The organism is Brachybacterium sp. Z12 (genome assembly GCF_014400405.1).
GTDB lineage: Bacteria > Actinomycetota > Actinomycetes > Actinomycetales > Dermabacteraceae > Brachybacterium.
The window spans coordinates 194,093-211,899 of sequence record NZ_CP060496.1 but is presented as its reverse complement, the minus strand read 5'-3'; the positions used below and the strand labels follow the sequence as shown (position 1 = coordinate 211,899).

Sequence of the window (17,807 nt, the reverse complement as noted above, 5' to 3'; positions counted from 1 at the left end):
ATCACCACAGGCTCGTCCCCACCAATCGCTTCGAGATGTAGTTGGCGGACATGACCATCGCGAATCCGATGATCGCCTGGAACAGGCCGATGGCCGCCGCATAGCTGAGGTTGTTGGACACCAGACCCACTCGGTACAGGTACGTCGAGATCACGTCACCGGTGGAATAGGTCATGGGGTTGTACAGCAGCAGGACCTTCTCGAACCCGACGTTCAGGAAGTTGCCGATGTTGAGGATCAGCAGGGTGACCATCGTCGGCCGGATCCCCGGGATCGTGACGTGCCAGGTCTGCTGCCAGCGGTTGGCACCGTCGATGCGGGACGCCTCGTAGAGCTGGTCGTCCACGGCGGTCAGCGCGGCGAGGTACAGGATCGTGCCCCAGCCGACGGTCTGCCAGGCCTCGGAGGCCACGTAGATGAACCGGAACCACTCGGGCTTCTGGAGGAACGAGACCGCGTCCCCACCGAAGGCCTCGGCGATCTGGTTGACAGTGCCCTGCAGGGAGAGCAGCTGGTAGACCATGCCCACCACGATCACGACCGAGAGGAAGTGCGGCAGGTAGCTGATCGACTGCACGATCCGCTTGAAGTGCGTGCGCCGCACCTCGTTGAGCATCAACGCGAGGATGATCGGCAGCGGGAAGCAGACCACCAGGGTCATGCCGCCGATGATCGCCGTGTTCGTGAAGACGTTCCAGAAGGCGGGATCGTGGATGAACATATCCACGTAGAGCATCCCGACCCACTCATCGCCGAAGATGCTGCCGCCGGCCCGGAAGCGCCGGAAGGCGATCACGTTGCCAAGCATCGGCAGGTATCGGAAGATCGCCAGGAAGATCAGCGGCGCGATCGCGAGGCTGTACAGCGGCCAATCTCGCTTGAGCGCCCTCTTCCACCCTCCCGGCCTCGGTTTCAGGACCGCGGGTCGCGGCGCAGACTCCTGCGCCGCGACCTGCTGGGACTCCGCCAGAGTCATGTCCTCAGCTCCTCCCTCAGTGTCTCAGCGCCGCTCACCCGTTCGCCTCGACGAAGCGATCGCGCGCGGTGTTGTTGAGCAGCTCGAGGTAGCGCGGCACGCCCGCCGCCTCCAGCTCGCCGAGGAAGGAATCCCATTCGCTCATATCGCGCTCGCCCATGATGAACTGCAGGGTCGCGGTATCCACGGAGTCCTTGATCGGAGTGGCCAGCAGCGAGGCCTGCTCAAGCTCGGTCTCGTCCATCGGCGTGGGCGGGAACGGATCGCGCGGGGTCCGCGTGGTCAGGACGTCGTCGATGTACTCGACGAACTCCGGGGTGCTGTAGGACTCCTTCAGCGCCCGGGACTCGGAGGACTCGGCCGGGAAGGTGGAGAACCCGAGATCGATCTTGATGTCGGTGCCGGCCCCGGTGTTGATCGCGTAGTCATCCAGGGAGAACCCGTCCATCAGCTCGATGGTGTCGTCCTCGGCCTTGGTGTAGTGCACGTCCTTCTCGCCCCAGCGCAGCATCTCGCGAGCATCGGGGTTGAAGTAGAGCCAGTCGACGAACTGCAGCGTGGCCAGGAAGTTCTCGGACTTCGTGATCTCCGAGCTGAGCATGAATCCGTGCCAGAAGTTGCGGGGCTCGACCTTGTCGCCGGCGGGACCGGCGGGCGGCGGGATGAGGCCGACGGAGAAGTTGCCCTCGCCCACGGTCTCGTTGAGCGCCGTGGCGAATTCGATCGCCGTGCCGGAGGACCCGGAAGCGGCGAAGCACGACTCATTGGCGAACTTCTCGTCGACGCCGGCGGCTCCGCTGCCGTCGTTCGATTCGGTGAGGGACTCCCTGTCCAGCAGGCCGTCCTCGACCAGACCGCGGAAGTACTCCACCAGCTGCTTGTACTCGTCGGTGGTCGCGACGTAGGTGAGCTTGCCGTCGGCACCCTCGATCGCACCGTCGCCGAAGCCCCAGCCGGCCTTGGTGCCGAAGGCGTGAGCGGCGTAGTTGAGCATGGACTGAGCCTCGAAGCCGTCGGCGAGCGGGACGGAGTCCGGGTACTCCTCCTTGATGAGCTTGAGTGCCTCGTGGAGCTCCTCCCAGGTGTTCGGCACCCCGCCTGCGACGTCTTCGAAGACGTCCTTGCGCACGACGAGGCTGAAGACGGGGACCGAGACCTCCTGCAGGCCCGGCACCATGTAGTACTTGCCGTCCTCCTGCTTGAGGTTGTTGATCATCTCGGCGAGGTCCCACTCCTCGACGTACTTCTGGAAGTTGGGCATCTTGTCCGCAAAGTCGCTGAGCGGGACCACGGCGCCCGAGGAGACGAACGGGGCGTCCTCACCGGTGTAGACCAGCGGGATCAGCGTGGGGGCGTCGCCGGCGCTGATGAGGAGGCTGCGCTTCTCGGTCGCATCGCTGAAGGGGATGTGCGTCAGCGTGATCTCGACGTTCGTGATCTCCTTGATGTGCTCGAAGAGCCGCCAGGAGTCCTCGACGGGGACCTCGGGCCAGTCGGTCCACAGCATGCTGACCTGGATCGGCTCGGTGGCCTTGAACTGGGTGTCCGCGGCGTAGTCATCCATCGCGCCGACGTTCTGGCTCTCGACGTCGACCTCCTCAGCGGAGTTGGACCCGCAGGCTGCCAGCGCCACCGTGGCGAAGGCCGCAGCGGAGAGTCCGACGAAGCTGCGTCGGGTCGGGGCGAAAGGGAAGGGGCGGGGCGTGGTCATTGCCGTCTCCTCATGAGGGTCAAAGCCGGACCGGATGGTGCGGCGAGGGGCGAAGCGAATCGAACCGGTGCTGCGGGGCGTCCACGCTCGGGTGCCTCCACGTCACCGTGGAGACGACCCGACCGAGCGGGACGGGTGAACCTCTCGTCTGCGACTCCCTCCAGCGACTGTGCCGCAGGAATTGCCGAGACTTTCGTCAAGCTTTCGTTGTGGGCCTTAACTTAACCGTCGATGTGATCTTGGTCAAGAAGTTCCCGAAAACTTGCAAGCACGGCAGGTGAATCGTCCCGCATCGCCGTGACCAGGTGCGCCAGACCGTAGCGCCACCCCCTAAGCCCTCCCGGCCGGGCCGGCAGAAGGTAACGTTTCTGCAACTGCGGCTCGACAAAACCCGAAACTTTCGGACATAATGAGATCTTGTCGTGTCCGGCGGCATCCTGCACGTCTCCCTGCACGTCTCCAGGAGGAGCAATGACGCCACCCAGTCGCCCGCGCGGTCTGTTCACCGAGATCACCGAAGGGGTCTACTGGTTCCTCGCGCTCGACGTGCTGCTCGTGCTCGCCGCCGCACCCACCCTCCTGCTGTGGACGGTGCTGTCCCCGGGGCCGCTGAGCTCGCTGCTGTTCGTGATCGGGGCGCTGCCGCTGCTGCCGGCCCTAGCCGCCGGGCTGTACGCCTGCCGGACCTGGCGGGAGGACCAGGATCTGGCCCCGGCCCGCCAGTTCCTGCGCGGCTATCGGCTCAATGCCCTCGACAGCCTCAAGGTGGGCACCCCCGTGCTGCTCGTGCTGGCCCTGCTGGCCTTCAACCTCACCTACTCCGACGCGGTGGGGACCAGCCTCCTCAACGTCGTCTTCCTGGTCGTGGGTGCGGCGGCGCTGCTGGTCCTGGCGCGGGTGCTCTCGATCGTCTCGACCTTCAGCTTCCGCACGCGGGACGTCTTCCGCCTGGCGGCGTTCACGCTGCTGGTGAAGCCCCTGTCCACGCTCGCCCTGCTGTCGCTGGGCGTGCTGACGTTCGGCATCATCCTGTTCGTCGGGGAGTTCCTGCTGCTGTTCGCGGCGTCGCTGCTGGTCTTCGCGCTGTGGGCCTCGGAACGGCCGGTGGCGCAGCTGCTCACCACGAAGTTCGTCAGCCGCGCGGAGCCCGACGGGGACGGCTCAGCTGCTGCTCCCCGCCCCCTCGAGGGATCGTGATCTCGACGCTCTCCCCGTCGTGCTCGAGCGAGTAGTCGCCCGCGAAGCCCTCGAGCGTGAGAACGCCCTCGCCGTCGGTGCGAAGGGAGCGGTCCTTCACCCACCACTCATCGGCGATCAGCGCCCGCAGGGCGTCGTAGCTCGGCTTGGGCGTGCCGTCGGCGCGCACCAGGCCCGCGGGTGCCCCGAGCCAGGCCCCGGCGTCCCCGAGCCCCCAGTACGTGAGCGACTCGACGGCCGGCTGGGCGAGCACGGTGCGGTAGTGCCGCTCGAGCTCGTCGGCCTGACGCGCTTCCCCCTCCGGGGTGGAGGGCCAGGAGTCGACGACGTGGTCGTTGAGGTCCCCGACGTGCGCGGGCATGAGGTCGCCCGAGACCAGCGTGGTCTCGGTCAGCTGGAGCGGCAGGCCGAAGCGGGAGAAGCGCTCGATCACCTCGGTGATCTGCTCCTCTCCCCGGTAGCCCTGGTGCATGTGGGTCTGCAGACCGATCGCGTCGATCTGCAGCCCGGCCTCCAGGCACTCCTCGATGACGTCCTCGAAGGCGGGCGAGAGGTCGAAGTCGTTCAGGACCAGCCGTGCTGCGGGGTCGGCTGCTCGTGCGGTCTCGAAGGCGAGCCGGATGACGTCCATCCGCCCTCGTGCCTGTGCGAGGCGGGTGACGGCGTTCTCCTCGGCCTCGAAGACCGGGAGGATCACGGTCTCGTTGATCGCGTCCCACTGCTCGATGATCCCGGCGAAGTCTGTGACCTCACGGGTGATCCGGTCACGGATGAGGCTCTCGACCTCGGCGTCGTCCTTCTCCAGCAGCCAGGAGGGCGCGAGGGTGTGCCACAGCAGCGGGTGCCCCTTCAGGCGCACCCCGTGGCTGCGCAGGCCCTCGGCCAGGCGGAGGATCCGCTGGGTGTCCGGGGCGCCGGGGGTCTTCTCGAACCATCGCCAGTAGAAGGGGAGGGTGGCCATGTTGAACAGATCTAGCCACTGCCGGGTGTGTTCGTCGGGCTCCTCGGGACGCAGCTCGAAGGCGGAGCAGCCGAAGCCGAAGGCGTGGCTGACCTGCTCGATGCGGGCCTCCTCCCCCGCCCGGGCCTCGCCGTGCTCGTCGACGATCCTGAGGCGGAGGGTCTCGACCCGCTCGCCCGGTGTCTGCGGCGTGCGGGCCGGGGTCATCGGTCGCCCCCGCCTGCCGGGGCGGCCGCGCCGGCGGCCGCTGCCTGGTGCTCGGCACGCAGCGCGACCGGCGAGACGGACACGGGCGTGTCCAGCACGGCGCGGCCGGTCTCGATCTCGCGCACCTGACCGCTGATGCGGAAGGAGCCCTCGAGGGTCATGTCCTCGCTCGAGGCGCCCAGCCGCACCCGGATCTCGCCGGGCTCGACGATGCGCTGCAGGTCGGGGCCGGTGAAGGAGGTGCGGTCGGCGTGCAGGCGGAAGCTCACGCGGGTGCTCTCCCCGGCCGCGAGGCCCACCTTGGTGAAGCCGACCAGGCGCTTCAGCGGGCGCACCACGCTGGCCACGGGGTCGCTGAGGTAGAGCTGGACGACCTCCTGCCCGTCGCGGTCACCGGTGTTGGAGACGGTCGCGGAGATCTCGACCGTGCCGTCGTTCGCGATCTCCGACGCGGAGAGCTCCAGCTCGCTGTACTCGAAGCGGGAGTAGCTCAGTCCGTGGCCAAGGGGAACAGCGGCTTGGGGTCGAGGTTGGAGATCCCGTCGCTGACCCAGGCGAGCACGGGGGCGAGGTAGGTGCCGGGCTGGCCGCCCACTCCGTTGGGGATGCCGATGGGCAGGCGACCGGAGGGGTTCACCCGTCCGGAGAGGACGCCGGCGATGGCGCTCGCGCCCTCCTCGCCGGGCATGAAGGCCTGGATGATCGCCTGGGCACGGCCGGCGTAAGCGCCGAGCGAGTAGGGACGGCCGGTGACCAGCACCAGGACCACCGGGGTGCCGGTGGCGAGCACCGCTTCGACCAGCTCGTGCTGGACGCCGGGCAGCTGCAGGCTCTCGACATCGCAGCCCTCGCCGGAGGTGCCGGCGCCGAACAGGCCCGCGATGTCGCCGACGGCGAGCACGGCCAGCTCGGCGGCCTCGGCGGCGGCGACTGCCTCGGCGATGCCGGAGGTGTCGTCGTCGGAGAAGCCGGTGCCGCCCACGGTGGTGATGCTCGACTGCGGGAACTCCTGCGTCAGGGCATCGGTGAGGGTCGGGACGTCCACGGAGCTGCCGTTGTCCTCGAGGCGGGACAGGACGTGGTTGGTGAAGCTGTAGCAGCCCAGGAAGCTGCGGGGCTGCACGGCGGCGGGGCCGATCAGGGCGATCGAGGCGGGGGCGCCGCCGTCGGCCGGAGCGGCGAGCGGGAGCGCGCCGTGGGGGTTGTCGAGCAGGATGATGGACTCCTCGGCCATGCGCTTCGCGAGCGCGCGGTTCTCGGCCGGGTCCAGGTCGATCGCCTCACCGGTGGCAGCGGCGTCGAACTCCGGGTCCAGCAGGCCGAGCTCGACCTTCTGGCGCAGGATGCGGCGCACGGCGGTGTCGAGCACCTGCTCGTCCAGGTCGCCGTCGCGCACGGCAGCGACCAGGTGCGGATAGGCGGTGGTCTCGGGCAGCTCGATGTCGAGGCCGGCGCTCAGGGCGGCGATCGCGGCGCCGCGGTCATCCTCGACGACGCGGTGCATGGATTCCAGGAAGCTCACAGCCCAGTAGTCGGCGACCACGGTGCCGTCGAAGCCCCAGGCGTCGCGGAGCAGCTCGGTCAGCAGCCAGTGGCTGGCGGCGGGCGGGGTGCCGTCGAGGTCCGCGTAGGAGTTCATCACCGAGCCGACCTCGCCGTGGCGCACCGCCATCTCGAAGGGGACCAGGTCGATGTCGTGCAGCTCGCGCATCCCGATGGAGACCGGGGCGTGGTTGCGGCCGGCGCGGGAGGCGGCGTGGCCGGCGAAGTGCTTGAGGGTGGCGATCACGCCGGAGGACTGCAGGCCGCGCACATACTCGGTGGCCAGCACGCCGGTGAGGTAAGGGTCTTCGCCCATCGTCTCCTCGATCCGGCCCCAGCGGTAGTCGCGCACGATGTCGAGCACCGGGGACAGTCCCATGTGGGCGCCGATGCCGCGCATGTCGGCGCCGATCCGCTGCGCCATCTCGCCGATCAGCTCGGGGTCGAAGCTCACACCCCAGGCGATCGCGGCGGGGTAGGTGGTCGCGCCGTGCGCCATGATCCCGGTCAGGCATTCCTCGTGGACCAGCGCCGGGATGCCATGCGGGGAGCCGGCGACGACGGCCTGCTGCATCGCGCGCAGGTTCTCCACCCCCTCCTCGGGCTCGAGCGGCGCGCTCCCGTAGGGGCGCGTGAGGTGGCCCAGACCGCCGTCGACAGCGGCCTCGAAGGGGTCGCGCCCCTCGTCGAAGGTCGACTGCATCGGGGCGAAGCCCTCGGCGTCACCGAGGGTGGGACGCTTCCAGTAGCTCCCGAGCTGGGCAGCCTTCTCCTCGAGGCTCAGCTCGGCGAGCAGCGCCTCGACACGCTGCTCGGTGCTGCGGCTCCGGTCATTCCACGACGGAATGGTCATGACGCTCCTTCGCACGGCCCGTGACGGTCGCGAACGAGCGGCCGACGACAACGTCGGTCCCGATCGCCGCGAGGCACGCCCCGGAGGCAGTTTCAGTCTAGGTTTAGCAATCTTTTCGACTGCTTTCGGTGGCGTGAGCGTACGACAGCGAGGATCATGGGGTCAACAGCTTCCCTCCGCTAGGGTGGGGGGACAACGCTTCCACGTCGGCGATCCCGTTCGAAGAGCGCTCAACACCCACTCTCCCCGCTGGTCGGGGAGGTTCTCGGCGCAGACGCCGCGTCGAGGCCACGAGATCGTACGAACCTCCAAGACCACCGCTCACCCCTTCCGAAACTTTCACTCAGGAGCAGTGCTTCACCGATGACCCCCACTCAAGCCCGCGCAGGCACCCTGAACGTCGGCATGATCGGCTACGGCTTCATGGGCGCCGCGCACTCGCATGCCTGGCGCAACGCCCATCGTTTCTTCGACCTGCCGCTGACCCCGCAGCTGCGCACCCTGGCCGGGCGCACCGAGAGCGCGGTCGCCGAGGCCGCGGAGCGATTCGGCTTCGCCTCCCACACCACCCGCTGGCAAGACGTGGTCGAGGATCCCGAGATCGACATCATCGACATCTGCACCCCCGGCGACACCCACTACGAGATCGCGATGGCAGCTCTCGCGGCGGGCAAGCACGTGCTGTGCGAGAAGCCGCTGGCGAACTCGGTCGAGCAGTCCGAGGAGATGACCGCCGCCGCGGCCGCGGCACGCGCGCAGGGCAGCCGATCGATCTGCGGTTTCTCCTACCGCCGCACCCCGGCCCTCGCCTACGCCCGCCAGCTGATCAGCGAGGGCGCCGTCGGCGAGATCCGCCAGATCCGGGCCCAGTACCTGCAGGACTGGCTCTCCGACGCGGACTCCCCGATGACCTGGCGCCTCGACAAGGAGCAGGCCGGCTCCGGCGCGCTCGGCGACATCGGCGCCCACATCATCGACCTCACCCAGTGGCTGACCGGCCAGCGGATCGCGGAGGTCTCCGGCACGCTGCAGACAGTGATCCCCACGCGCCCCGCGGCGGGGACCTCCCAGGGCCTGGGCGGCCGCGGCGACACCTCCGGCGAGCGCCAGAACGTCACGGTCGACGACGTCGCCCTGTTCACCGCACGCTTCGAGACCGGGATCCTCGGCTCCTTCGAGGCGACCCGGATGGCGCAGGGCCGCAAGAACGCGATGCGCGTGGAGATCAACGGCTCCGCCGGCTCCGTCGCCTTCGACTTCGAGCGGATGAACGAACTGGAGATCTACGACGCCACCGCCGCGGGAGGCCGTCAGGGCTTCACCCGCGTCCTCACCACCGAGCCGGAGCACCCCTACGCCGCCAACTGGTGGCCCACCGGCCACGGGCTCGGCTACGAGCACACCTTCACCCACCAGATCGCCGATCTCGTCACGGCGATCGGGGAGGGCACCGACCCCTCCCCTCCTTCGAGGAAGCGCTGCAGGTGCAGCGGGTCCTCACCGCCATCGAGGCCAGCTCGGAGCACGGCTCCAGCTGGCAGAGCACCGATCCGCAGACCCCCACCTCCCAGGAGAGCACCCGATGACCGAGCAGACCCCCACCGCCGCCACCGGCGCACAGAACGCGTCCCGGGTGGCGCTCGTCGTGCGCGGAGGCTGGGACGGGCACCAGCCCGTCGAAGCCACCGACCTGTTCATCCCCTTCCTCGAGGAGAACGGCTTCGCCGTGCGCATCGAGGACTCCCCCGCGGTCTACGCCGACGCGGAGTACATGGCCACGGTCGATCTGATCGTCCAGTGCAACACCATGAGCACCATCGAGCGGCCCCAGTTCGAGGGCCTGCGCGCCGCGATCGAGGCGGGCACCGGCATGGCCGGCTGGCACGGCGGCATCGCCGACTCCTACCGCAACGAGTCCGACTACCTGACCCTGATCGGCGGCCAGTTCGGCTGCCACCCGGGCAAGCACCCCGACGAGCGCACCGGCGAGCAGTCCGACAACTACATGCCGCACACGGTGAACATGCTGCCGGCAGCGGCCTCGCATCCCATCACCGCGGGCATCACCGACTTCGACCTGGTCACCGAGCAGTACTGGGTGCTGGCCGACGACTACATCGACGTGCTGGCCACCACCACGCAGAAGGTGCGCGAGTGGGACCCCTGGCACCGTGAGGTGACCTCCCCGGCGCTGTGGACCCGCCAGTGGGGCGAGGGCCGGATCTTCGTCTCCACCCCCGGCCACCGGGTCGAGGTGCTCGAGGACCCGAACGTCCGCACGCTGATCGAGCGGGGCATGCTGTGGGCCGCCCGCGGCTCCGAGCAGCCCTACGGCGATCACGTCCGCACGGAGGCCACGCGATGAGGGTGGGCATGATCGGCTGCGGAGTCATCTCCCGGCAGTATCTCGCCAGCTTCGACCAGCTCCCGGACGTGCAGCTCGTCGCCGTCGCGGACCTCGACCCGGCCCGCGCCGCGGCCGCCGCCGAGGGTCGCGAGGGGGTGCGGGTGCTGAGCGTCGACGAGCTCATCGAGGACTCCGAGGTCGATACGATCCTGAATCTCACCATCCCTGCGGCGCACGCCGAGGTGGATCTGAAGGCGATCGCAGCTGGCAAGAACGTCTACTCGGAGAAGCCCTTCGCCGTGACGGTGCAGGAGGGTGCCGAGGTGCTCGCCGCCGCTGAGGCGGCCGGGGTGCTCGTCGGCTCCGCACCGGACACCGTGCTCGGCACCGGCACCCAGACCGCGCGGGCCGCGATCGACGAGGGCGTGATCGGCACGCCGACCGCGGCGATGGCCACCATGGTCTGCCCCGGCCACGAGCGCTGGCATCCGCAGCCGGACTTCTACTACGTGCCCGGCGGCGGCCCGCTGCTGGACATGGGCCCGTACTACATCCACGCGCTGGTCACCCTGCTGGGACCGGTCGCCTCGGTGATCGGTGCGGCCAGCCGCACCCGCGATACGCGCACCATCGGCTCCGGCCCCCGGGCCGGGGAGACCATCCCCGTCAGCACCGACACCCACGTCACCGGCGTGCTGGTGCACGAGAGCGGGGTGCTGTCCACCCTGGTGATGAGCTTCGACGCGGTCGCCACCTCGGCGCATCCGATCGAGATCCACGGCACCGAGGGCACCCTCGCGGTCCCGGATCCCAATCATTTCGACGGCGAGGTGTCGGTGCGTCGCCTGGGCGGTGAGGGCTGGGAATCCCTGCCCGTGAACGGCGGCTACGCCGGGGCCGGTCGTGGCATCGGCCTGCAGGACATGGCTGTGCGTGGCAGGGAGCTGCGGGCCAGTGGCGAGCTGGGCCAGCACGTGCTCGAGGTGATGAACGCGGTGCTCGAGTCCTCGCAGAGCGGGTCCCGGATCGAGATCGCGAGCACCGTCTCCCGTCCTGCCGCGGTCCCCTCGACCGAGCACCTGACCACCATCAGCTGAACTTCCGGAAAGGCATCACGCCCATGCTCTCCATCGGGATCATCGGCACCGGGAGCATCTCTCGTGCCCATCTCGCCGCGTACCTGGAGTTCCCTGAGGACGTACGGATCGTCAGCCTCGCGGACATCTCCCCCGCCAAGGCTGAGGCCGCGCGCATCGAGCACGGCCTCAATGGTGCCCGGGTCTACGACGATGCCGCGTCGATGCTCGCCACAGAGGACCTTGACCTGGTCTCGATCGCCACGCCCCCGGGCACTCACTGCGAGCTGACCATCCAGGCGCTCACGGCCGGGGTGAATGTCATCGTGGAGAAGCCGATGGCACCGTCTCTCGAGGAGTGCGACCGGATGCTCGAGGCCCAGCGCCGCTCCGGCAAGCTCCTCTCGGTCATCGCGCAGAACCGTTTCCGCGATGACATGGCACGGCTGAAGGCCATGCTGGAGACGGGGAAGATCGGCCGCGTCGCCCACACCCGCATCGCCTCGGAGTGGGTGGCGCGGCCGCTCCTACTACGACCTGTGGTGGCGCGGGACCTGGGCGTCGGAAGGTGGCGGGCCCACTCTGAACCACGCCATCCACCACATCGACCTCGCTCTGTGGCTGCTGGGTCGGCCCCAGGCCGTCGCCGCGATGATGACCAACGCCGGGCACGACAATGCCGAGGTCGAGGATCTGTCGGTGGCGATCCTGCAGTACGAGCGCGGCCTGGCCGAGCTGACCAGCTCGGTGGTCCACCACGGCGAGCAGCAGGAGGTCGTGATCCAGGGCGAGCACGCGCGGATCTCGCAGCCCTGGAAGGTCGTCGCCGAGATCGCGCGCTCCAACGGCTTCCCCGATCCCGAGGGGAATCCGCAGCTGGTCGAAGAGCTCGAGTCCCTCGCGGACGCCAGGCCCCCGCTCGAACACACCGGACACACCGGGCAGCTCGGTGATGTGATCGCCGCGCTCCGCGAGGACCGGGCACCCCTGGTCGACGGGGAGGACGGCAAGGACGCGATCGAGCTGGTCACCGCGATCTATGCGGCGGCGATCGAACGCCGGACGATCGACCTGCCGATCCCTCCCGAGAGCCCCTACTACCGTGCCGGCACTCTCACCGAGCGCGCCCCGCACTTCTACGAGAAGACCTCCTCGGTGCTTTCACAGGAGGGCGAGACCATCATCATCGGCGCCACCCACGCCTAGATGTACTGACCGGAGACGTTAGTAGAGTGACTTTCTCTGGGAGCCTTGACCTTGACACTGTGTGATGCGGTCTGGTGGGAGTCGACATGTTGAGCATCGGAGAGATCGCGCATAGCACCGGTGTCTCGCGGCGCATGCTACGGCACTGGGAAGACGAGGGGTTGCTGACCCCAGCTGTAACCGACCCCGTGACCGGCTATCGGCGCTACCAAGACAGCCAGCTAGGGCGCGTGCGAGCCATCACGGAGCTGCGCGCGCTCGGGTTCGGTTTGGCCGAGATAGGGCAGCTGCTCGATCCGCAGATCGGGCAGTCCACGCTGGAATCGCTTCTGATTCACCAGGTAGATGCCTTGCAGCGGGAGATCACCGAGGCTTCAACACGTCTGGTCCACGTTCAGCACCGGCTGGACATCATCCAGAACAAGTCCATGGAGATCATCATGAATCTGTCCCTCACCGCACTGCCCAGCCTCAATTTCTGGGGGCTGAGCACCGCCGTCCTTGATGAGACCGAGATCGGTCACGCCGTGAGCGAGTTGTACCGGCGTCTCCCGCAATCCGATGAAGAGATCGTGCTTCTGTACGACGGCACGCGCGACGACCAGATCACCGTCTCGGCCGGGACTATGACGCAATCCGAATCTGAGGCGGTCAGCAGGATCGTCGTACCGGAGGTCCCGGAAGGCGTAACGGTCACGTTCGATGTGCCCCCAGAGAGCATCGCGGATGCCTGGATCCTCATCGAGACCGAGCTGGAGAAGCGACACCTGACCAGCTTTGGAGTCTATCGGCAGGTCAACAGCGCGACGGGGCACGTCACCCTGCAGGCCCCTGTTCGCGAGCGGCACTGATTTGTCGGCCACGGCAAACGGGGCCAGCGGCGTTGTCGAGCCGTCGCCTGGATGTGAGCCTCAATGAGCCATGCAAATGCGGCCCTTACCCCGCGCCACAGGCTGAAAGTTGCCCACCTGGTCGTCGACCAGGGGTGGCGGATCAGTGAAGTAGCGGCCCGCTTCCAAGTGTCCTGGCCGACGGTCAAGCGCTGGGTCGACCGCTACCTCGCCGGCGAACCGATGCAGGACCGCTCCTCGCGGCCGCGGAGATCTCCGGGCAAGACACCCAAGACTGTGACGAAGAGGTGCGTCAGCCTGCGGATGCGTCTGCGGGAAGGGCCGGTCCAGCTCGCTGCGAGACTCAACATCGCGCCGTCGACGGTCCATCGAATCCTGCGATCGGCCCGATTGAACCGACTCGCCTATGTCGACCGCGAAACCGGTGAGCCCATCCGCCGGTATGAGCATGACCATCCGGGATCGATGGTGCATGTGGACGTGAAGAAGCTCGGCAACATCCCCGACGGTGGCGGCTGGCGTTACGTCGGCCGCCGCCAAGGCGAGAAGAACCGCGCCGCGACACAGGACAAGTCACGCAACGCCTACGGCAACCCAAAGCTCGGATACGCATTCGTACACACCGTCATCGACGACCACTCCCGCGTCGCCTACACCGAGGTTCACGACGACGAAACAGCCGTCACTGCCGTCGGTGTCCTACGTCGGGCCGCCAGCTGGTTCACCGACCGTGGCGTCACGATTGAGCGAGTGTTGTCAGACAACGGCGGTGCGTACCGCTCGTACCTTTGGCGCGACACGTGCGAGGTCCTGTCGATCATCCCGAAGCGCACCCGCCCGTACCGCCCACAGACAAACGGAAAGGTCGAGCGTTTCCACCGCACCATGGCTGACGGGTGGGCCTATGCCCGTTGCTACCGCAGCGAGCATGAGCGCCGCGACGCGCTCAATGGCTGGCTGCACCACTACAACCAGCACCGCCCCCACACGGCCTGCGGTAACCAGCCGCCCTTCTCGCGATTAATCAACGTCCCCGATCAGTACACCTAGAGGTTCCAGATGACCGGGACCAGCAGGATCTTCACCACGATCGAGAAGGCGAAGAGGGTGGCGTAGGCGGCTTCGATCGCTCGTCGGCCCGCTTGGAACTCGCCGCCTCGAGCACGGCGGGCTGGCCGAGGAAGCCGGCCACCGCTCCCGCGGCGCGCGGGGCGGAGAGGTCCAGCACCCAGCGCCCGGCCACCAGCAGTGCGAGGCAGCTGAGCAGGGCCACGACGGCGGAGAGCAGCGCCGCGCGCCACGCGGTGGGCGAGGCGAGCATCATGGCGACGTCAGGTCCTGCGGTGAGGCCGAGCCCGGCGAGGAAGAGCAGCAGGCCCAGCTGGCGCAGGGTGCGGTTCGCGCTGCCGGGCAGCGCCCACACCACGGGGCCGGTGCGGCGCAGCGCGCCGAGCACCATGCCCACCAGCAGCGGCCCGGCGGCGGGCCCGAGGGCGAAGGCGCCGCCGCCCGGCATCGGGAAGGAGATCAGTCCCAGCGCGACGCCGAGGGCGAGCCCGAGGCCCAGGGAGAGCACATCGAGCTCGCCGGCCTTGCGGTCGGAGTCGCCGAGGAAGGAGTGGACGGCGTCCAGCTGGCTGCGGTCCACGACCACGGCGATCCGGTCCCCCGGTTCGAGGACGAGGTCGTCGCGGGCCAGCAGCTCGAGGTCACCGCGACGCACCCGGGTCACGACCGCGCCGAAGCGCACCGGGAGGTTCAGCTCGGCGATCGAGCGGGAAGCGAGGTCGGGGTTGGAGACGGTGAGGCGGGTGAACTCCACGAGCGAGCGGTCGTGTGCGATGTGCCGCTCGCTGGTCTCGCCGAGCGCTGCGGTGACCGCCTCGACCGGGTCGGGCATGCCTACGGCGACCACCTCGTCGCCGACCAGGAGATCCTCCCCGGCACGATCACCCGCACCCGGCCCTCGCGGCGCAGGTAGGAGAAGCGCACCTGCTGCTCGTGCCATTGCGGGACGTCCCGGAGGTTCACGGAGCGCTGCACCCGCACGGTGGTCGAGGACAGGCTGGCGCCGGCCAGGGCCGGGGTGTCCTTCCGTCCGGGCCAGTTCCGGGTGACGATGCTGGACCAGCATGATCCCGACGATCACACCGATCGGGTAGCCGAAGGAGTAGCCCACCGACGGTCCCGGGGTGCCGGTCAGCCGGGCCGCGGCATCGAGCGCGGGCGCTGCGGTGAGCGCGCCGGTGAACAGGCCCAGGGACAGGTCCCGGGCCAGGCCCAGCACCTGCCCGAGCACGAGGGTGGTGATCGCGGCGAGGACGGTGCTGACGGTGGCCGCGGCGAGCAGGGGCAGCTGGCGGTTCAGGGAGCCGAAGAACGCCGCGCCGGCGGAGATGCCGACGGTGTAGACGAACAGGGCCAGACCCAGGGTCTGCACGATTTCCATGCCGGCGCCGAGGTGAGGGGCGATCGCGGAGAGGGCCAGGCCGGTGAACAGCGCACCGGCGGCGCCGAGACGGATCCGGCCGAAGGGGATCGCGCCGAGCACGGCACCCGTGGCGACGACGAGGAACAGCGTGAGGAGCGGGCTCCCCTCGAGGGCGTCGATCACGGTGAACCTTTCCAGGGCCCGCGGCGATGCACCGGGAAGGTGCGCGCGTAGCGCAGGCACCGCTGTGTGGAGTGGCCTCCCACGATAGACCCGGGCCGGGGCGCTCGGGCAGTGGAGTTGCGCGAGGTCACTGCGGGGCGTCGCCTCGGCGGCCCCGCACCGTGCCGCCCGCCGGGGTCACCCGAAGGCCAACGGCAGCATCTGGCCTCGCACGCCGAGGTCATCCAGCGCGGCGCGCTCGGCCGGCGTCGCCTCCGCTCGCCCGGTAGCGATCCGCAGCGCCTCGGCGTCGGTCCAGTCCCCGGGCAGCTGGATCCGGAGCCTGCGCTCGACCAGCTCCCGCGCGGCGGCGAGGCCCTCGGCGGGCGGTGCCTCGGCGCCGGGCAGCGGCGCGATCAGGTCGAGGTGGTGCAGGGTCGCCTCGAGCACGAGACCGCCGAGGAGGTCCCGCACCGTGAGGGTCCTGTCCCCGGCGGTGACCGGCAGGTCGGGGTGGGCGAGCTGCGCGGCTCGGCGGCGGCCGCTGCGACGTGTTCGAAGCCCTCGCGCACCTGGGCGGCGCTGTCGTGGGCATCGGCCACGCGGGCGAGCAGAGCGTCGTCCGGGGAGCGGCCGTCGGGGATGGTCGGCGCCGGGGTCCACCAGCTGAGGGCGTCGGCGGTGGGGGAGGTGTCCGCGGGCGTGGCGAGGGTGATCAGCAGCTCCTGCGCCTGGAGGCTCAGGTGCTGCACGAGGTCCCGGACGCGCCAGCCCTCGCAGCCGGAGGGGCACTCAAGGGCGGCGTCAGGAAGCTGTGCCACGGCTCGGCGCAGCGCTGACCAGCTGAGGGTGAACAGATCCACCTCGCGCACGCTAGCAGCAGCCTCCCCGCGGGAGTGGGTTCCCCGCCCGTCGGCCCGCATGCGCGCTGGACCTGGCAACATCCGGCACCTCGCACCCGCTCCCGAGGTGATGCAGGACACTGGCGTCGAAGCCACCCGCGGCGCCCTGCGCCCCTCCCGCGACGACGCGGTCCGTCGTCCGCGCTCGACGGGGCGGAGGATGCCGGTCCGGAGCAGAACCGCTGCCGGCGCGCCGCACCCTCGATGGAAAGGACGTCCCCATGGCTGTCTCCGAAGGAGCCAACTACGCCCCGGATTCGATGCCGAAGCCGGTCGTCGAGCCCGGTCAGTTCATCTTCGCCGCGATGCATCTGGACCACGGCCACATCGGTGGCATGACCCAGGGCCTGCTCGATGCGGGCGGCACCCTGAAGTGGGTCTATGACCCGCAGCCCGAGCGCGCGGCAGCGTTCCAGGAGAAGTTCCCGCAGGTGAAGATCGCCGCCAGCGAGGAGGAGGTGCTCGCCGACGAGGAGGTGCACCTGGTCGCAGCCGCGGCGGTCCCCGTGGATCGTGCACCGCTGGGCATCCGCGTGATGGAGGCCGGCAAGGACTACTTCACCGACAAGACCCCGCTGATCAACCGCGAGCAGCTCGCGGAGGCGAAGGACGCCGTGGAGCGCACGGGCAAAAGTACGCCGTGTACTACTCCGAGCGGATCCACGTCGAGGCCGCGGTGCTGGCGGGCCAGCTGATCGAGCGCGGCGCGATCGGCAGGGTGCTCCAGGTCCAGGGGATGGGCCCGCACCGCATGGGCGATCCCTCCACCCGCCCGGACTGGTTCTTCGAGCGGGCGCGCTACGGCGGCATCCTCACCGACATCGGCAGCCACAACTTCGAGCAGATGCTCACCTTCACCGGTTCCGACGACGGCGAGATCCTCTCCAGCTCGATCGGCAACTTCGGCAACCCCGAGCACCCTGAGCTCGATGACTACGGCGATGCGCACATCGTCCTGTCCAGCGGGGCGACCGGCTTCGTCCGCGTGGACTGGTTCACCCCGGCCGGGCTGCGCACCTGGGGTGACGGCCGCACCTTCATCCTCGGCACCGAGGGATACATCGAGCTACGCAAGTACATCGATGTCACCACCGACAACGGCGGCGGCCAGGTGATCCTGGTCGACTCCGAGGGCGAGCACCGCATCAATGCCACCGGCGAGGTCGGCTACCCCTTCTTCGGCGAGCTGATCCTCGACGTGCTGAACCGGACCGAGAACGCCATGACGCAGGAGCATGCTTTCAAGGCCGTGGAGCTGGCTCTCGCCGCGCAGGAGCAGGCCCGGGAGCTCACCGGACGCGCCTGAGACACTCCGCCGCGGCCCGATCCGCCCCCGCCTCGAGCCCTCCGACTCTCGCCTTCACGGTGGGGAGCGGGGGCTCGCT

At 69.1% G+C, this 17,807-nt stretch carries 14 protein-coding genes and 3 pseudogenes; 10 read left to right on the top strand and 7 right to left on the bottom strand.

Translation table 11 applies throughout. The features are described 5' to 3' along the window. Window position 1: 1 nt before the first annotated feature. Together H3H54_RS01150 and H3H54_RS01145 are read right to left on the bottom strand one after the other, a co-directional pair. Window positions 2-976, bottom strand: a complete 975-nt coding sequence (locus H3H54_RS01150) for a sugar ABC transporter permease (RefSeq protein WP_262425178.1) — start codon at window positions 974-976, stop codon at window positions 2-4. A 34-nt stretch (window positions 977-1,010) separates the two neighbouring features. Continuing rightward, window positions 1,011-2,687, bottom strand: a complete 1,677-nt coding sequence (locus tag H3H54_RS01145; RefSeq protein WP_262425177.1) for an extracellular solute-binding protein — start codon at window positions 2,685-2,687, stop codon at window positions 1,011-1,013. 471 nt (window positions 2,688-3,158) lie between these two features. On the opposite strand from H3H54_RS01145, the gene H3H54_RS01140 reads away from it, so the two are divergent. Continuing rightward, window positions 3,159-3,884, top strand: coding sequence for a DUF624 domain-containing protein (locus H3H54_RS01140; protein WP_262425176.1), 726 nt, complete (start codon window positions 3,159-3,161; stop codon window positions 3,882-3,884). On the opposite strand, the gene H3H54_RS01135 is transcribed toward H3H54_RS01140, so the two are convergent. Both H3H54_RS01135 and H3H54_RS01130 read right to left on the bottom strand, forming a co-directional pair. Beyond that, window positions 3,820-5,052, bottom strand: coding sequence for an endo-1,4-beta-xylanase (locus H3H54_RS01135; RefSeq protein ID WP_262425175.1), 1,233 nt, complete (start codon window positions 5,050-5,052; stop codon window positions 3,820-3,822). The genes H3H54_RS01140 and H3H54_RS01135 overlap by 65 nt on opposite strands. Next, window positions 5,049-7,447 (bottom strand): annotated as a pseudogene (locus H3H54_RS01130) (beta-glucosidase). Before H3H54_RS01130 ends, H3H54_RS01135 begins: the two are co-directional and overlap by 4 nt. Window positions 7,448-7,810: 363 nt before the next feature. Between H3H54_RS01130 and H3H54_RS01125 the strand changes: the two are divergent. From H3H54_RS01125 to H3H54_RS01095, 7 genes and pseudogenes are all read left to right on the top strand, one after another. Next, a pseudogene (locus H3H54_RS01125) lies at window positions 7,811-9,033 on the top strand (Gfo/Idh/MocA family protein). Further along, entirely contained in the window at window positions 9,030-9,812 is a 783-nt protein-coding gene (locus H3H54_RS01120; RefSeq protein WP_262425174.1) for a ThuA domain-containing protein, read from the top strand. Before H3H54_RS01125 ends, H3H54_RS01120 begins: the two are co-directional and overlap by 4 nt. Beyond that, complete coding sequence (locus tag H3H54_RS01115; RefSeq protein ID WP_262425173.1) at window positions 9,809-10,891, top strand: Gfo/Idh/MocA family protein; 1,083 nt, start codon at window positions 9,809-9,811, stop codon at window positions 10,889-10,891. Before H3H54_RS01120 ends, H3H54_RS01115 begins: the two co-directional genes overlap by 4 nt. Before the next feature lie 23 nt (window positions 10,892-10,914). Further along, window positions 10,915-11,220, top strand: a pseudogene (locus H3H54_RS01110) (Gfo/Idh/MocA family protein); the annotation flags it as partial. 187 nt (window positions 11,221-11,407) lie between these two features. Then, window positions 11,408-12,076 carry a Gfo/Idh/MocA family protein gene (locus H3H54_RS01105; protein ID WP_262426364.1) on the top strand — a complete coding sequence of 223 codons (669 nt, stop codon included), beginning with the start codon at window positions 11,408-11,410 and terminating at the stop codon, window positions 12,074-12,076. Window positions 12,077-12,162: 86 nt separating this feature from the next. After that, complete coding sequence (locus H3H54_RS01100; protein ID WP_069600088.1) at window positions 12,163-12,927, top strand: MerR family transcriptional regulator; 765 nt, start codon at window positions 12,163-12,165, stop codon at window positions 12,925-12,927. A gap of 63 nt (window positions 12,928-12,990) precedes the next feature. Beyond that, window positions 12,991-13,977, top strand: a complete 987-nt coding sequence (locus H3H54_RS01095; protein ID WP_262425172.1) for an IS481 family transposase — start codon at window positions 12,991-12,993, stop codon at window positions 13,975-13,977. Between the two features lie 31 nt (window positions 13,978-14,008). Here H3H54_RS01095 and H3H54_RS01090 read toward each other — a convergent pair whose 3' ends face one another. From H3H54_RS01090 to H3H54_RS01080, 3 genes are all read right to left on the bottom strand, one after another. Further along, entirely contained in the window at window positions 14,009-15,541 is a 1,533-nt protein-coding gene (locus H3H54_RS01090) for a TrkA C-terminal domain-containing protein (RefSeq protein ID WP_262425171.1), read from the bottom strand. Between the two features lie 177 nt (window positions 15,542-15,718). Beyond that, on the bottom strand, window positions 15,719-15,970 hold the full coding sequence (locus H3H54_RS01085; RefSeq protein WP_262425170.1) for a hypothetical protein: 252 nt from the start codon (window positions 15,968-15,970) through the stop codon (window positions 15,719-15,721). Then, entirely contained in the window at window positions 15,937-16,383 is a 447-nt protein-coding gene (locus H3H54_RS01080) for a maleylpyruvate isomerase N-terminal domain-containing protein (RefSeq protein ID WP_262425169.1), read from the bottom strand. The genes H3H54_RS01085 and H3H54_RS01080 overlap by 34 nt, the downstream gene beginning before the upstream one ends. A gap of 260 nt (window positions 16,384-16,643) precedes the next feature. Here H3H54_RS01080 and H3H54_RS18555 point away from each other — a divergent pair, with 260 nt between their 5' ends. Both H3H54_RS18555 and H3H54_RS18550 read left to right on the top strand, forming a co-directional pair. After that, window positions 16,644-17,117 carry a Gfo/Idh/MocA family oxidoreductase gene (locus H3H54_RS18555; RefSeq protein ID WP_316249102.1) on the top strand — a complete coding sequence of 158 codons (474 nt, stop codon included), beginning with the start codon at window positions 16,644-16,646 and terminating at the stop codon, window positions 17,115-17,117. Next, on the top strand, window positions 17,063-17,728 hold the full coding sequence (locus tag H3H54_RS18550; protein ID WP_316249101.1) for a Gfo/Idh/MocA family oxidoreductase: 666 nt from the start codon (window positions 17,063-17,065) through the stop codon (window positions 17,726-17,728). Before H3H54_RS18555 ends, H3H54_RS18550 begins: the two co-directional genes overlap by 55 nt. Window positions 17,729-17,807: the final 79 nt, after the last annotated feature.

Bases quoted from the DNA above. Each gene is read 5' to 3' on its own strand.
- H3H54_RS01150 (WP_262425178.1), bottom strand. From the start codon at position 976: ATGACTCTGGCGGAGTCCCAGCAGGTCGCGGCGCAGGAGTCTGCGCCG.
- H3H54_RS01145 (WP_262425177.1), bottom strand. From the start codon at position 2,687: ATGACCACGCCCCGCCCCTTCCCTTTCGCCCCGACCCGACGCAGCTTC.
- H3H54_RS01140 (WP_262425176.1), top strand. From the start codon at position 3,159: ATGACGCCACCCAGTCGCCCGCGCGGTCTGTTCACCGAGATCACCGAA.
- H3H54_RS01135 (WP_262425175.1), bottom strand. From the start codon at position 5,052: ATGACCCCGGCCCGCACGCCGCAGACACCGGGCGAGCGGGTCGAGACC.
- H3H54_RS01120 (WP_262425174.1), top strand. From the start codon at position 9,030: ATGACCGAGCAGACCCCCACCGCCGCCACCGGCGCACAGAACGCGTCC.
- H3H54_RS01115 (WP_262425173.1), top strand. From the start codon at position 9,809: ATGAGGGTGGGCATGATCGGCTGCGGAGTCATCTCCCGGCAGTATCTC.
- H3H54_RS01100 (WP_069600088.1), top strand. From the start codon at position 12,163: ATGTTGAGCATCGGAGAGATCGCGCATAGCACCGGTGTCTCGCGGCGC.
- H3H54_RS01095 (WP_262425172.1), top strand. From the start codon at position 12,991: ATGAGCCATGCAAATGCGGCCCTTACCCCGCGCCACAGGCTGAAAGTT.
- H3H54_RS18555 (WP_316249102.1), top strand. From the start codon at position 16,644: ATGGCTGTCTCCGAAGGAGCCAACTACGCCCCGGATTCGATGCCGAAG.